Annotated in this window: 14 protein-coding genes; 5 read left to right on the top strand and 9 right to left on the bottom strand. The window is 62.9% G+C overall.

Annotation, left to right across the window (positions count from 1 at the left end):
* Positions 1-176: 176 nt before the first annotated feature.
* Both ACMGFM_RS15155 and ACMGFM_RS15160 read left to right on the top strand, forming a co-directional pair.
* Positions 177-758 carry a peroxidase-related enzyme gene (locus ACMGFM_RS15155; protein WP_436903502.1) on the top strand — a complete coding sequence of 194 codons (582 nt, stop codon included), beginning with the start codon at positions 177-179 and terminating at the stop codon, positions 756-758.
* A gap of 116 nt (positions 759-874) precedes the next feature.
* Positions 875-3,172 carry a PAS domain S-box protein gene (locus ACMGFM_RS15160; RefSeq protein ID WP_436903503.1) on the top strand — a complete coding sequence of 766 codons (2,298 nt, stop codon included), beginning with the start codon at positions 875-877 and terminating at the stop codon, positions 3,170-3,172.
* Between the two features lie 12 nt (positions 3,173-3,184).
* Here the strand turns inward: ACMGFM_RS15160 and ACMGFM_RS15165 are convergent, their stop codons facing one another.
* On the bottom strand, positions 3,185-4,228 hold the full coding sequence (locus ACMGFM_RS15165; RefSeq protein ID WP_436903504.1) for a DUF5787 family protein: 1,044 nt from the start codon (positions 4,226-4,228) through the stop codon (positions 3,185-3,187).
* Positions 4,229-4,308: 80 nt separating this feature from the next.
* Here ACMGFM_RS15165 and ACMGFM_RS15170 point away from each other — a divergent pair, with 80 nt between their 5' ends.
* The gene (locus tag ACMGFM_RS15170) at positions 4,309-4,623 is read left to right on the top strand and encodes an ASCH domain-containing protein (protein ID WP_436903505.1); all 315 of its coding nucleotides are present in this window, start codon (positions 4,309-4,311) and stop codon (positions 4,621-4,623) included.
* Here ACMGFM_RS15170 and ACMGFM_RS15175 read toward each other — a convergent pair whose 3' ends face one another.
* A complete protein-coding gene (locus ACMGFM_RS15175; RefSeq protein ID WP_436903506.1) occupies positions 4,624-5,091 on the bottom strand; it encodes a pyruvoyl-dependent arginine decarboxylase in 468 nt (155 codons plus the stop codon).
* Positions 5,092-5,178: 87 nt separating this feature from the next.
* On the opposite strand from ACMGFM_RS15175, the gene ACMGFM_RS15180 reads away from it, so the two are divergent.
* Entirely contained in the window at positions 5,179-6,732 is a 1,554-nt protein-coding gene (locus tag ACMGFM_RS15180; RefSeq protein WP_436903507.1) for an MATE family efflux transporter, read from the top strand.
* Here the strand turns inward: ACMGFM_RS15180 and ACMGFM_RS15185 are convergent.
* The 7 genes from ACMGFM_RS15185 to ACMGFM_RS15215 all read right to left on the bottom strand — a co-directional run bounded on the left by ACMGFM_RS15185 (position 6,729) and on the right by ACMGFM_RS15215 (position 13,077).
* Complete coding sequence (locus tag ACMGFM_RS15185) at positions 6,729-7,382, bottom strand: Pr6Pr family membrane protein (protein ID WP_436903508.1); 654 nt, start codon at positions 7,380-7,382, stop codon at positions 6,729-6,731. The genes ACMGFM_RS15180 and ACMGFM_RS15185 overlap by 4 nt on opposite strands.
* A 2-nt stretch (positions 7,383-7,384) precedes the next feature.
* Positions 7,385-8,023, bottom strand: a complete 639-nt coding sequence (locus tag ACMGFM_RS15190; protein WP_436903509.1) for a uracil-DNA glycosylase family protein — start codon at positions 8,021-8,023, stop codon at positions 7,385-7,387.
* Between the two features lie 44 nt (positions 8,024-8,067).
* A complete protein-coding gene (locus ACMGFM_RS15195) occupies positions 8,068-8,886 on the bottom strand; it encodes an SDR family oxidoreductase (RefSeq protein ID WP_436903510.1) in 819 nt (272 codons plus the stop codon).
* A complete protein-coding gene (locus ACMGFM_RS15200) occupies positions 8,883-9,773 on the bottom strand; it encodes a beta-keto acid cleavage family enzyme (RefSeq protein ID WP_436903511.1) in 891 nt (296 codons plus the stop codon). Before ACMGFM_RS15200 ends, ACMGFM_RS15195 begins: the two co-directional genes overlap by 4 nt.
* Positions 9,773-10,567 carry an enoyl-CoA hydratase/isomerase family protein gene (locus ACMGFM_RS15205; protein ID WP_436903512.1) on the bottom strand — a complete coding sequence of 265 codons (795 nt, stop codon included), beginning with the start codon at positions 10,565-10,567 and terminating at the stop codon, positions 9,773-9,775. The genes ACMGFM_RS15200 and ACMGFM_RS15205 overlap by 1 nt, the downstream gene beginning before the upstream one ends.
* Positions 10,568-10,696: 129 nt before the next feature.
* Complete coding sequence (locus tag ACMGFM_RS15210; protein ID WP_436903513.1) at positions 10,697-11,512, bottom strand: DUF7537 family lipoprotein; 816 nt, start codon at positions 11,510-11,512, stop codon at positions 10,697-10,699.
* Complete coding sequence (locus ACMGFM_RS15215; RefSeq protein WP_436903514.1) at positions 11,509-13,077, bottom strand: hypothetical protein; 1,569 nt, start codon at positions 13,075-13,077, stop codon at positions 11,509-11,511. Before ACMGFM_RS15215 ends, ACMGFM_RS15210 begins: the two co-directional genes overlap by 4 nt.
* 188 nt (positions 13,078-13,265) lie before the next feature.
* Between ACMGFM_RS15215 and ACMGFM_RS15220 the strand changes: the two genes are divergently transcribed.
* Positions 13,266-14,066 carry a hypothetical protein gene (locus ACMGFM_RS15220; protein ID WP_436903515.1) on the top strand — a complete coding sequence of 267 codons (801 nt, stop codon included), beginning with the start codon at positions 13,266-13,268 and terminating at the stop codon, positions 14,064-14,066.
* The last annotated feature ends 82 nt before the right edge of the window (positions 14,067-14,148 follow it).

The following is a 14,148-nucleotide window of genomic DNA, read 5'->3' on the forward strand; positions in this document are numbered from 1 at the left end:
AAGCCGATGCTGAAAATCAGCAAACGACGCTTGGAACGTATGCGTCTTGAAACCTGAAACGGCGAAGCCGGGAATCCTTTGCCGGGATTCCTCCGCCTTCAGGCGGAGGAGGAGGTCAATCTCGAACAATAACCCGGACACGAACTTCTATGACGGCGGCCGTCGACTGTGCTCGTATGTCCGACTCAGAACCACCGATGACGCGCTTTCCCGTTCCGGATCTCGAGGACCTGCCCGAAGACATCCGTGAGCATATCGAGGAAGAGACCGAACGCTCCGGGTTTATGCCCAACGTCATGCGCGCGTTCGCCTACGCCCCCCACCAGTACCGGGCGTTTTTCGACTATCACGACGCCATTGTCGAGCACTCGCCGCTAGAGCGCGAAGAAATCGAGATGATTATCGTGGCGGTCAGCGGCGCGAACAACTGCCTGTACTGTGTCGTTGCCCACGGCGCGCTGGCCCGCATCTACGCGAAAGACCCGCTCATCGCCGAGCAGCTGGCGACCGACCATACCGCCGCGAACATCAACGACGCCCACCGTGCGATGTGTGACGTGGCGGTCAAACTGACCGAATCGCCCGGCAGTATCGAGGAGTCGGATTTCGAGCGACTCCGCGAACACGGCTTCAGCGAGCAGGAAATCTGGGACATTGGCAGTCTTACCGCACTCTTCAACCTCTCGAATCGGATGGCCACCTTCGCCGATATGCGACCGAACGAGGAGTTCTATACGCTGGGTCGCGGCGGGGAGTAACAGGGCTGCACTGCCGATACAGAGTGTACTCCGTAACGGGGGTTGACGCCACCGGAGATGGAGTGTGTCGAGCGGTAGCTACATTCTTATAATTCCACACATTAACAGCCACTAACGTGAGTGATACAGCGGATATTCAGGTTCTACACGTTGACGACGACCCGGCCGTGACCGAGATTACGGCCGAGGTTCTCGAACGCGAGCGCGACCGGCTGGATGTCGACACTGCACACAGTGCGAGCGAGGGTGCAGACACACTCGCTGCCGAGTCCTTCGACTGCATTGTCTGTGATTACCAGATGCCCGGGCAGACTGGCCTCGAGTTTCTCGAGACGATTCGCGAGGAGTATCCCGAGTTGCCGTTTATTCTCTACACGGGCCGAGGGAGCGAGGCGGTCGCTAGCGACGCTATCGCTGCCGGCGCAACCGATTATCTGCAGAAAGCCAGCGGCACCGAGCAGTACGAACTGCTGGCGAACCGGATTGAAAACGCCGTCGAGCAGTATCGCTCCCACCAGCGTGCGACCGAATTGAACCGAATTCACAACATTACCGGAGAGATCAAACAGGCGCTCGTCCGGGCAGATTCGCGGGTAGAAGTCGAAACACGAACCTGCGAGATATTCAGTCAGTCTGAGCCCTACATGTTTGCCTGGATTGGCGACCATAAAACCGACTCCGAGCAGCTCGAACCACGGGCCTGGGCAGGCGTCGAGGAAGGGTATCTGGAGAATATCACCGTCACTGCCGATGACACCGAGACTGGCCAGGGGCCCGGTGGGACTGCAGTTCGCGAGCGACGGGTTGCCGTCTCGCAGAACATCCACGAGGACGCGGAGTTCGAACCCTGGCGTGGCAATGCCCTCGAACGTGGCTATCAGGCGGTTGCCGCTGTCCCGCTGGAGTACGAACAGACACTGTACGGGGTTCTTGGCGTCTACTCGGCGCGACCGTATGCCTTCGACGAGGAGGAACGCGAGTTGCTCGCAGAACTCGGCGGTGACGTTGCCCACGCAATCCACTCACTGGAACTACAGGCAACCCTCCGTGCCGAACGCGAGTTCATCGAACAGGCGCTCAGTGAGGTTCGGGATATCTTCTACGTGGCCGACACTGATGGCACGTTGCGCCGATGGAACGACCGGGCGGTGGCCGTCTCTGGCTATTCCGAGGACGAACTCGACGGCATGGCTGTGACCGACTTCTTCGGCAAAGAGGACCAGTCCCGAGTGCTCGAGGCACTTGACGAGGCGCTGACAACCGGCGAATCTGTCGTCGAGGCTGCGTTTCTGACGGCCGATGGCGACAGCATTCCTTACGAGTTCAAAGGCTCACGCCTCACCGATACCGACGGGGACGTGGTTGGTGTCATCGGCGTCGGGCGGGATATCTCTGACCGACAACAGCGCGAGCGAGAACTGCAGCGCTACGAGACGATTGTCGAAGCTATTGGCGACCCCGTGTATCGACTCGACGCCGAGGGCAACTGCACGTTCGTGAACGACGCGCTTGTCGAGATGACCGGATACGAACCTGCAGACCTGCGCGGCGAGCACGTCTCGATGGCGGTCCCCGACGAACACGTCGAGCGAGGACGAGAGGTCGTCCGGCAACTACTGGACGAAGAGCACCCCAACTCGCTGACGTGGGAGATGGAACTCCACACGACCAGCGGCGATGTCATTCCCGTCGAGAATCACGTCGCATTAGTCCCCTCGGAAGACGGATTCCGCGGAACTGCAGGTGTCATTCGTGACATCACTGACCGAAAACAACGAAAGCGCGACCTCGAGGAAAAGAACCAGCGTCTCGACGAATTTGCTGGCATCGTCAGCCACGACCTTCGAAACCCACTGAATGTGGCCCAACTCCGACTCGAACTGGCTCGCCAAGAGTGTCCCAGCGAACATCTCGATGACGTGGCCCACGCCCACGAGCGGATGGAAACGCTCATCGACGATGTGCTGGCAGTTGCGCGGCAGGGCGACGATGTCGATGAAACTCAGGCTGTCAATCTGGCGACCCTCGCCGACAGTTGCTGGCGAACTGTCGAGACGGCCGACGCGACGCTCCGAACCGAGACAGAGCAGACGATTCGAGCCAACTCGGGTCGACTCAAGCAACTGCTGGAAAACCTGTTCAGCAATGCGGTGGCCCACGGAGGCGACGACGTGACCGTGACGATTGGCTCCATCGACAGTGGCGGCTTCTACATCGAAGACGATGGTCCCGGAGTCCCCGAGGACGCTCGGGACAGGCTGTTTGAGGCGGGCTACTCGACCACGACGGATGGGACCGGCTTCGGGCTGAATATCGTCCAGGCGATTGCCGACGCCCACGGCTGGACGATTGCTGTCACTGACAGCGACGCTGGCGGCGCACGATTCGAGATTACCGGTGTCGAGTTCGCTTGAGGCCCGACGAAGTTACTCCTGCTCGGGTCGCCGACGGTCACGCCGCTTTGCGAGCACGCGTGTAAGGCCCTTCCCCGGGCCGCCGTCAATTGGCCACCCACCCTGTCGCCATGTCGGCGGCTCTGGCTCGAACGCTCCACAGGAACTGCTGCACTGCCGCGGCGTCTGGTGGCAGTTTTTGGTCCGACAGACCGGCCGAAAGGCCGCGTCTGTCTCAGCAATTTCGAAGTGCCGGCAGTCCGAGCGCATCGAGTCGATGTACGAGCGCCAGCCGCGTTCGTAGGCACGCTCGGCTATCTCTCGTCGCTTTCCGGCCTTCCAGTCTGGGCTGTCGTACTCGAACCGACAGGCGGAGGCGTCGTGGTTGCCGCCGGAGGGCCGCTCGAGGATTCGCGTGCCTGGCTTCTCGACCGGGAGTCGTTTGGGTTGCCAGCGAACTGTCGCGGCGTCGGGACCGCGCCGTGTCGGGTCGATGCTCAGCACGCCAGCCTCGACTGGCAGGTCTTCGAGCAGGACTCGGGGAATCCGTTCGTCCGTCCGCTCGGTGGCGACCCACACTTCGTCGGCCAATGCGAGCGCAACGTCGCTGTGCAGTTGGTCGGCCAACTGGCGGGCAGCGCTGGCGTCGAGGTCGGGCTTGTTCTCGATGGCGACGATTCGCTCGACCCACTCTGGATACTCGAACTGGCGGCGGAGTTCGATCCGGTTGCCCTGCCTGCGGCGTTCGATGACGCCGCGGTCGGCAGCGCGATGGACTGCCTCCCGGACGTACCGCCACGGGTAGCCGGGGTCGGGCAGGCAATCCTGGTACCACGCCCACTCTTCGGGGGCGTGACGGACCACGTGTAGCAGGTCGCTGTCGAGTCGTTGCGCGCCAAACTTGGCGCGCTGGCGCAGTCCCTCGGGGTCGCAGACGAGTACGAGCGTATCCCAGCGTCGGTGTTTCGTCCCGAGTTGCCGAGCGACAACCAGTGGCTGCTCGCGCTCGCGTCCCGGTGGCCAGTGCTCTTCGGTGTACTGGCAGACACTCAACTCGAAGCCAAACTCGCTGTCCACACCGGAAGTCAGCCCCTGCGTGAAATTGAAGCTATCGGCCCAGCATGGCTTACTTGACGCTGTAACCCGAACGACTGGCTATGGCAACAATCGACCCCCACTCTCTGTTCCCGAACGACCGAACAGTCGAAGCCGTTGCGGCCGGCAAGATGACACAGATTCACCGCGGCCAGCAGTACGCCGAGGAAGGCGACACCTTCGAACTTGACGGCGAGACGTTCGAGGTGGTCGACGTGACTGAACGGACACTCGGCGATATGACCGACGAGGACGCTCGCCGGGAAGGCTCTGAGGACCTGGATTCGTACAAAGAGCGGATGGTTCGTGCCCACGGCGGCAACTTCGAGTGGAACGACGACGCCGAAGTCATCCGCCACCGCGTCGCGAAACAGTAGCTACACCAGCGGCTCGCTCTCGCCGTAGGTTGCGAGAACGACCGCAGTCGTATACTCGTCGGGTGCCGACTCGGCGGTCACAATCTCTGTCTCGACATCGCCGTAATCTAAGTCGCGGATGTAACAGCCACGCTCGATACCCGCCCGGAGCAGTTCGCCGACCGTCTCGGGGTCGGTGTCGGCGACTTCGTAGAAGACGCCCGTGCCATCCTCGCCGCGAACCCACGCCAACCCGGCGGCGGCGCGGGCCCCCGGCGGGCTCGTCTGGCGGGCCAGCACCACATCAACTGCGTTGCCGGTCGAGCCAAGGTCTGGTGCGGAGCCGACTCGCTGCAGGTCGACACCGGCCGGAATCACAGACGAGAGTTCGCGCAGATTGTACTGGTGGACTCCGGCGTCAGCCAGCGCCAGGTCGAACGACGCTTTCTCGGTGGAAGCGTGACCGGTTCCCCAGACGAGCCGAATCATACACGTTCTCACCTTCCGAGCGGTTTCAGCGTAGCGATTCGAGCCAGACCAGAACGTTGAGGACCCTCGGCGGCGACAGAGTCGGTAGTGGCAGACGAGCCGCCTGATACTGCCGAGGACCCCTCCGCAGCGCCCACTCCGAGTGACGACACTTCCGACACCGAAGACGACTCAGACTCCGAGCAGTCCATCACCGAAGGGAGTCTCCTGCGACCGCTGTTCCGACTCGCGTGGCCAATTGTCGTCATCCAGCTGTTGCAGGTCATGTACAACGTCGTCGACACGCTGTATCTCGGCCGGCTCTCCGCGGACGCTGTTGCGGCGATCAGTCTCTCCTTTCCACTTATCTTCCTGCTCGTCTCCGTCGCCGCCGGATTCACCACAGCCGGCGCGATTCTCGTTGCGCAGTACACTGGCGCAGAAGGCGACCGCTCGGCGGGGCTCGTTGCTGGTCAGACAGTCGTCTTCGTCAGCACGCTGTCGCTGGTTATCGCCGTCGTCGGCTTCGTCTTTACCCGGCCGGGGCTGAGACTGCTCCCGACTGCGACCGAGACCGGTGACCGAATCATTCCGCTGGCGGCGGCGTACATGGAGATTTTCTTCATCGGGATTCCGTTCCTGTTCGGCTTTTTTGTCTTCTCGGCGCTGCTGCGCGGGTACGGCGACACCCGCACGCCGATGTACATCATGGTTCTCTCGGTGGTGCTCAACATCATCCTCAATCCGTTCCTGATCTTTGGCTTCGCCGGCAACCCACTGTTGAACGTCCTCTTTCTGGACGGCCTCCAGTCGTCGCTGTTCTCGGCGACTGGCTTCACCGGCTTCGGGGTTCGCGGGGCAGCGCTGGCGACGATTATCGCTCGCGGCGCAGCGAGCGTGATTGGGCTGTATCTGCTCTTCGGAACAACCATTGGACCACAAGTTCGGCTCGAACACCTTCGCCCGAATTTCGAGTTCATGGCCGACATTGTCAGGCTCGGCGTGCCGAGTATGGTCGAGAACTCGATGAATGCGCTGGCACAGATTACACTCATCGCCATCGTCGTTGGCTTCTCGCCGGCAGTGGTCGCCGCCTACGGCCTCGGCAACCGCATCGTCTCGCTGGTCTTTCTCCCCGCGATGGGACTCGGTCGGGCCATTGACACGATGGTCGGCCAGAATCTCGGTGCGAACCGCTCCGACCGGGCCGCTCGCTCGGTGTATCTCGCCGTCTCGACAGCAGCAGGCGTGATGGTGCTGGTTGCTGTCGTCGTGGTTGCCGCCACGGAACCGCTGGTGGGTGTCTTCCTCGGCGATGTCCCCAACGCGGCTGAGACGATTGCCAGCGGTGTCGAGTACGTCCGCATCCGCTCGGTAGAATTTGCCTTCATCGGCATTACGCAGGTTATCCTCGGCGCGTTCCGCGGTGCCGGCAACACGAAGACGGCGATGACCATCTCAATTATCACGCTGTGGATCGGTCGCGTTGGCACTGTCTGCCTGCTCGTCTTTGGCTTTGGCTTCGGCGAGCGTGGTATCTGGATTGGAATGGCTGTCGGGAACATTCTCGGCACGGCAGTCGCTATCCCGTGGTTCCTGCGTGGTGGCTGGAAAGACGCGTACATCGACGAGACGGGCAACGGCGTTGCCGCCGACGACTAACGACGTTGCGATAGCCGTCCAATCCCGACGAGCAGAAACGCCAACACGAGAAAGAACGCGCCGATGCCAGCCACGCTCGTGAGGACGAACTCGTAGCCGTACTCAGCCACGTCCAGGAACGGGTACGGATAGCTGTTGGCGAGTTCACCCCGAACGAGGACGAACGCTGTGTACCCGGCCGGATAGGAGAGCCACACCGGCGGCCCACGCCACGAGAGGGCTGACTTTGGCGTGACGAGCCACCAGTAACCTACGAAGGCAACTGGCACAACGTAGTGCAACAGGAGATTGAGTATCAAGTCGAGACTGAGTGGACTCCACCCACTCCGGAGCAACAGTTCGTAGACGAGCGCAACGAGCGCGATGCTCGCGGCGGCCCCGGTGACGACGCCCGGGCGGCGGAAAAATCGCCCTGGACGGGAGTTCGGAGCAACGAGCGGGAGCGTCACCGCAAGCGCAACGACGATGTTCGTCCAGTAGGTAAAAAAGCCGCTGAACACGAGTATTCCCTCTGGAATCGCTCCGAGACCGCTGCCGGCCGCGAGCAGGGTTCGCAGGAAGGAGGTCCCAACCGCGAACCAGCCAGCAATCGCAATCACTGTCGCCAACTGTACCGTCCGGTCCGTCTGCGTAATCGATGTTCCTGACATTGTTAGCGGACGAAGTACGGTTCGCCGTCTGGGAGAAATCGCCCGAGGTCTGAAATCTGGTGGTACTCCGAGGCGAGGAGGTTACGGAGGCGGTCAACCAGTGTCTGCTCGTCCTCCTTAGTCCACGCGTTGGGCGCTTTGATTGGGATAATCAGCCAGCCCGACCCGCGCTGTTCGGTCGCGTGCAGGTCGCCCATCTCACTCGCTCGGTCGGCGTCGAGTGCGGTGTACTGCTCGAAGACGTGTCTGGTTGCACGCTCACCAACAGGGAGCAGAACGTGGGCGGTGATTGCCCGAAGTTCGGCGTCGAAAAACGGTTCGAGGTCGGCGTACGACGACTCAGAGGGTTCGCCGTCGACGGCGCAGGCGTGAATGTACGAAAAGTACGTCCGTGCGGTGTCGACCCGGCCAGCACCGAGGTCGTACTCGTCGATGAGTCCGCCGCCGGCGAGCACCTCGAAAAATCGCGCTGACCACGGCTGGTCGGTGAACGGAATCTGTGTATCGAGGCCGCCGTGAACGTCTGGATGGTCGCCGATGACGTGAAAGTCGGCGTCCGTTGGGCCGTAGCCCGGGATAGACTGCTCACAGGGCGGACGCATGCCGAATGGGTTGCGGCTGCGGTCTGCGACAAACTCCACACCTGCGGTATGTCGGCGTCCGTCAAGGATATTTCGGGCGCAGCTCACCCGGGTACGGGCGAGAGCAACTGGCCGCCGTCGACGACAAAGTACGACCCAGTAACGTAGGCGGCCGCTGGACTCGCCAGAAAGACGGCCATCGGCACGCAGTCTGCGGGGGTTCCGAGTCTGTCCGCCGCGATGTCTTCTTTGACCAACTGCTCGGCAGTCGCCTCGTCCATCACCTCCATCACGCCCTCGGTCTTGATGACGCCCGGTGCAATGGTGTTCGCTCGCACTCCGTATGGGGCCCACTCCGCGGCGACCGACTGCATCAGGTTGTGGACGCCGGCTTTCCCCGCGCCGGAGTGGGCATAGTACGGCGCACCGCGAACGGAGTTCGTCGCGCCCATCGAGAGAATCACGCCGCCGTCGCGGTCGAGCATTCGCTCGCCAACCTCGAAGGTACAGTAGGCGGTGCCGTCGAGAATCGTCCCGACCACGGACCGCCAGCCGTTCGTCGAGAGGTGTTCGGAGGGCGTGAGAAAGTTCGCCCCGGCGTTGTTGATGAGCACCGTAATGGGACCGAGCTCGTCCTCGACGGTGTCGACCATCTCCTCGACACGGTCCGGGTCACGAACATCGACCGTGGTGGCACAGGCCGCACCGCCGCGCTCCTCGATTGCCTCGGCGGTCGGTTCGAGATGCTCCATCGACCGGCTGGCGATGGCCACGTCCGCGCCGTGGTCGGCGAAGGCCAGCGCGATCTGCTCGCCGATACCCGTCCCGCCGCCGGTGATGAGTGCTGTCTCCCCTGCGAGCAGGTCATCGGCGAAGATCTCTGTACTGGGCGGTGTTTCGGGGAAGTGCTCGGTTCCGCTCATTTTCCCACCCCCATGATTTCGCGGGCCTCGTCCGGCGTTGCTGGGTCGCGGTCGACCTGTCGGGCCATCTCTGCCGTCGCTGCGACGAGGTCGGCGTTGCTTTCGGCCATCTCGCCGCTGGGCAGGTAGAAGTTGTCCTCCAGCCCCACACGGACGTTGCCGCCCATCGCCAGCGCGGCGTTTACGAGTGGCCACTGGTCGCGGCTGATACCGATGACCTGCCACGTCGAATCGTCGGGCAACTGTCGGACCTGATGTGCGAGATTCTCAACAGTCGCGGGAATCCCGCCGAGGACGCCCATGATGAGGCTGACGTGGAATGGATTTTCGAGGACCCCGTCCTGCAAGAGCGGGCGCGTGTTGCCGATGTGGCCGGTGTCGAAACACTCCAGTTCTGGTGTGACGCCGGCGTCGTTCATGCCCTCCAGCAGAGTTGTAATTTCCGAGAACGGATTGTCAAAGACCATATCGAAGACGAAATCCTCCCGCTTCTCCGAATATTTCGCGTAGTTCATCGACCCCATGTTGAGTGCCGCAACCTCTGGCTGAACTTCCTCGACGTACTCCAGTCGGTCTTCGACCGGCGTTTCGACCGCACCAGTCGAGAAGTTGATGACGATATCTGTCCGGTCGCGCACTTCGTCGTAGATTTCCTGATACGTCTCCGTCGAAAATGTTGGTGAGCCCTCGGGCGTGCGAGCGTGGATGTGCGCGACAGCGGCACCGGCCTCTCGTGCGGCGGCGGCCTCCTCGGCAATCTCCTCGGGCGTGTACGGAATTGCCTCGCACTGGTCGCGGGTCGTCAGCGCGCCGGTCAGTGCCGCCGAGATGACGACTTTCTCGGGGTCGTTGCCTTTCGTGGATTCCTGTCGTTCGTAGATAGACATTATCGACCCCTCCAGTCTGGTTCGCTGTCGGTCAGGAAGGCGTTGATACCCTCCTCGGTCTCGTCGCTCATCGCAATCAGGGTAATCATCTCCTTGAGATAGGAAAGTGCCTCCCCGAAGCCCATGTCGCGCTGTTCGTAGTACGCCTCCTTACCCATCGCAATCAACACGGGCGAGTTCGCTGCGAGCGTATCCACCAGTTCGTCGAGTTCAGCGTCGAATTCGTCGGCTGGTACGATGTCGGTCACGAGGCCAATCTCCTTTGCGCGCTCTGCGTCGACGCGCTTGCCAGTAAAGAGCAAATCGAGGACGGCTTTCTCGCTGCCCGCGCGGGCAATCGGTGCCATTGCCTGGGCTGGAAAGAGCCCAACCTCGACTTCGGGTGTGCCGAACTCGGCGTCAGCACTGCTGATGACGAACTCGCAGGCACTCGCGAGTCCGAGGCCGCCGGCGAGACAGTAGCCCTCGACGGCAGCGACGGTGAGCGCGTCGGTTGCGTGCATTCGCTTGATCAGCCCCGACAGCGCGCCGAAATTCTCGCGGTAGGCCTGCGTTCCCTGCCCGATTGGAAACTCGGTCATATCGCCACCGGAGCAAAACGTCCCTTCCGCGCCGCGGATGACGACCACGCGCTGGTCGCCGTCGTCTGCGGCTTCAAGCACGTCGTGCAGTCCTCGGATGACGTTCTCACCGAGTGCGTTGCGCTGGTCGGGTCGGTCAATCGTCGCTCGCACGACGAGGTTGTCGTCGCTGACGCTCACTGCGAGGTCATCGTTCGACAGTGTCTCATTCATTGTCGGTCCCCCCACGTGGGGCGCGCTCGCCCCCTGTGTGTCCGCGTGACATACAGTTGCCTTCTCGCGGCTGTGACTAAAATGCCCGCCCGCGGAACCGGGACAGTCCGTACCGGACTCGCCTCCGCGTCAGTTATCGGCTCTGGTCGGTGGCGTCCGGCCGCGTGCCTCGGTGAGCCAGTCGGGTTCCGACACGGACGTCTGGCCGCGGTCGGAGACTGTCCGGTGGGTTTCGTACTGCATGGTTCCCTCGTCGGTCGCGGTCACGAACTTGTAGTCGAGTTCGGTTATTAGTCCGTCCTCAACGACGACGGTGACCGAGACGTTTTCGAGCGTTCCGTCGCTCGGGCCGTCGCCGACCACCTGATCTGTCGAATTGACGGTGAACCGATGACGCTGTTCACCGGTGCGCTCGTGGACGAAATCGAACTCGTTGTCCAGTCGCTCGACCCCCGAGAGTTCCGCCGTTTCTCCGATTCGGACGCGCTCGTAGGTGCTTCCGTCTGAATCCGGGACAGTGTGGCGGAGGAACGTCCACTGCTCGGCGCGGTAGGACTCTGTGACCGTCACGGAGTTGTTCGCGTCCGGGACGGATCTGCGTGTCACACCGTAGACGTGGCCGTCGCTGCCGACCCTGAGCGTTCGGTTCTCGGTGACTGTCTCGCCGTCGCTGCTGATCGCTGTCTCGATTCGGATTGTGAACGACTCGACGCTGGCTGCGTCTTCACCGGTCAGTGCCACATCGCTGATCTCTTCGACCGGTCCATCGCTGGTCCCGTTGCCGGAGTCACCGGGTCCGTTGTCCGGGTCGGGAGAGTCAGCGGAGTTGTCGTCGCTGTCCGTCGGGTCCGAGCCACCGGAGCTGCCGCAGCCGGCGAGGGCGACGGCGAGAGCCAACACTGCGACCACGAGCAGTTTTCGGCGCCGGGGTGTCAGTCCCCTCATTCGTCCCCACCCTCGTTGCCGTCAGGGTTGTACTCCGGGACTGTGCCGTCGGTTGCCCCGTCGATACCGTCGATACCGGCCAGACTGTCAGCGGTGACCGCACCGAGGTCGGTGTACGACTCCTCGACGCCTTCCATCGCCGCCTGTTGGATCCGCGAGGTTGCGATGTCGACGGTCTCGACCTGTGTCGCGTACTCTCCGCCCGGCATCTCGTGGAACTCGAATGTGAGCCATTCCGTCGAGGGCTGGAGGTAGCCAGTCTGACACGGCGAGTCGGCGTCCGGAAGCTTGTCGTGTCGCGGCAGGATGTTCCCGTTCGGCCCGACACGGATGGTCGTTTCGCGGTGGCCGGTTGGCGTCTCGCCGCTGCTGGAGATGTCGAGACCCGTCCGGACGTAGTCACTGAGCGAAAGGTCGCTCCCGGCCGGCGGTTCGATCCCGCGGCGTTCGAGCGCCGCGACCGTCGCCTCGACCGTCTGCTCCTCAGAAATATCGATACCGGCCTCCGCGGGAGTCGGGGGAAGCTCTTCACCCACGAGCGACTCGGCGGACTGCTGGTAGAGGGCCGATAGCCTGTCCAGATCACCGACCGTATCGAGCACCGCCGAGGACTGCTGCTTCTGGGACTGCAACAGTGAGTCCAACGATTCGCCGTCCGAAACGCTCGGTATACCGCCGCTCATCGCGCCGTTGGGGTTCTCCGACGCAGCAGTGGTCGTTTCGGAGACGCTCGCACCGTCCTCGCTGCGCTGCTCGCGGACCGTCTGGAGTTGCTGTTGGGCCTCTGCTCGTGCGGCCTCCTGCTGGGTATGGACGGCAAATTTGCCGCCTTCGGTGTCTTCGTACGAGAGACACTGACCGATTTCGACGGTCACCGTCCCGGAGGTTGTGGTTGCTCTGTCGATCGCGAACGAGATCTGGTCGTAGACCGACGACGACCCAGACCCTTCCAGCGGGAGTGGCTCCGAGAGCTGGTAGGTGGTGACCTCAAACTCGTAGACTCCTGGCTCGAGCCAGATGGGGAACCGCGCCGGGTTCGGGGCAAACGCCCGGTACGACTCTGATGTTATGTCCGCCAACCGGAGACTCGTCTGCGTCGCGATCCCCACTTCCGATCCCGCGGGGGAGAGCTGTTCCTCCCAGGCTCGGACGAATCCGGGGTCCTGTCTGGGCACTCCGGGGACACCGACCGTCGCCACTTCGCCAGGTGCGGCGGTCTTGTTTATCGCCGTCACGCCACCCCTCTGGACCGCGGGCGTCCCACCCACTGTAAGCGGGTCGGAGCTGTTGACGGTGGCAGTGAATCCCCAGCCACCGCTGTGGTCGAGCGTGACCGCCGCTTCGTTCTCGCCGGCTTTCCAGCAGGTTGCGTTGATATTCCCCGGGTAGCCCGGGCCGCTGCCGGAGACCGAACACTCCAGTTTCGGCTCCTCCTGCGTCAGTACTGACGGGGCTGCTGCCGACGCGGGCCCGCTGCTCGCGACGCCGAGGGCGAGTATCGACAGCGCAGCGACCGCGACTGCGACGACTGCGCACCCGCGAAGGCCAGTCGATTGCTGGTTCATACGCTCCCCTCCGTCGACTGGGAGTCTGTGCGCCGTGACATCGAGGGCGATTCGGTCCGCTGATGTCGATTGGCGGCCGTGCGCGGGATACGTACCATTGCCCAGAAGTCGACCGGTTGGTGGCATATAACCCGACCCTATGTCTCTAGAGACCCGTTCTATGTACCCCACACCGGAAACGGTCCCGTATGGAATTGATACCTCTGCTCACGCTCCGGTCCCCAGGACCGACCGTCGGCCTCGCGTTCGTCGCAGTCGGTGTCGGCGTCCTGGCGGTGTTTGCACGGCGCTCGGTCGCCCGATTGCTCACGATGGTCCGCACGGAGACACGACCGGTCAGAGCGGTCGAACCGGGACAGGTCGAAATCGAGGGGACGGTGGTGTCGGCGGGTGAGGTGGCCGCCGACGGCGGGGGCAGCGTCTACACGGGCGCAGACAGTCCTGTGATAGCCGAGTCACGCCGGAGCGACGGCGAGGGACGGAGCTTCATACCCCCGGTGCCACAGCGGTTCGTCCCCGATGTTCTGACCGAACAGAACTGTGTGCCGTTCTACGTCGAGGACGACACTGGAACGATTCTCGTCGACCCGGCGCTCGCCGACGTGAGTCTCGCGTCCGACTACTCTCAGAGCGATTCGTTGAGCGGTCACAAACATATCGAAGCCGCTCTCGAACCCGAGGAGACCGTCACAGTGCTCGGTCAGGCGATCCCGGCCGATGAGTACGACCAGCGCGCGACCCGCCGGAGCGGCTTCCTCAGGTCGGTCTATCGGTTTATCCGGCCGCCGCTGAACACGACTGCCGACGAGGTGGTCGACGACGACGAACTCGTGATCACCCGCACCTCGGGGTCGTCGCCGTTTTTCATCGCCGACACGTCAGCGCGATGGGGTTCGCTCAGGCAGGGCCTGATGGTCGCGTTCTGGCTCATCACAGGACTGTTCAGCGTCGTTTTCGGCCTGTACGTCCTGAGTCTCGGCCTGCTGTAGCCGGGCGGACGCGGTTCGGAGACGTTCGTGCAGAGCCCACCCTCGGCCGACGGCTTCTCGCACACGAGGCAACCGCCCGGTC

Source organism: Halovenus halobia (assembly GCF_051414135.1).
Classification (GTDB): Archaea; Halobacteriota; Halobacteria; order Halobacteriales; family Haloarculaceae; genus Halovenus; species Halovenus halobia.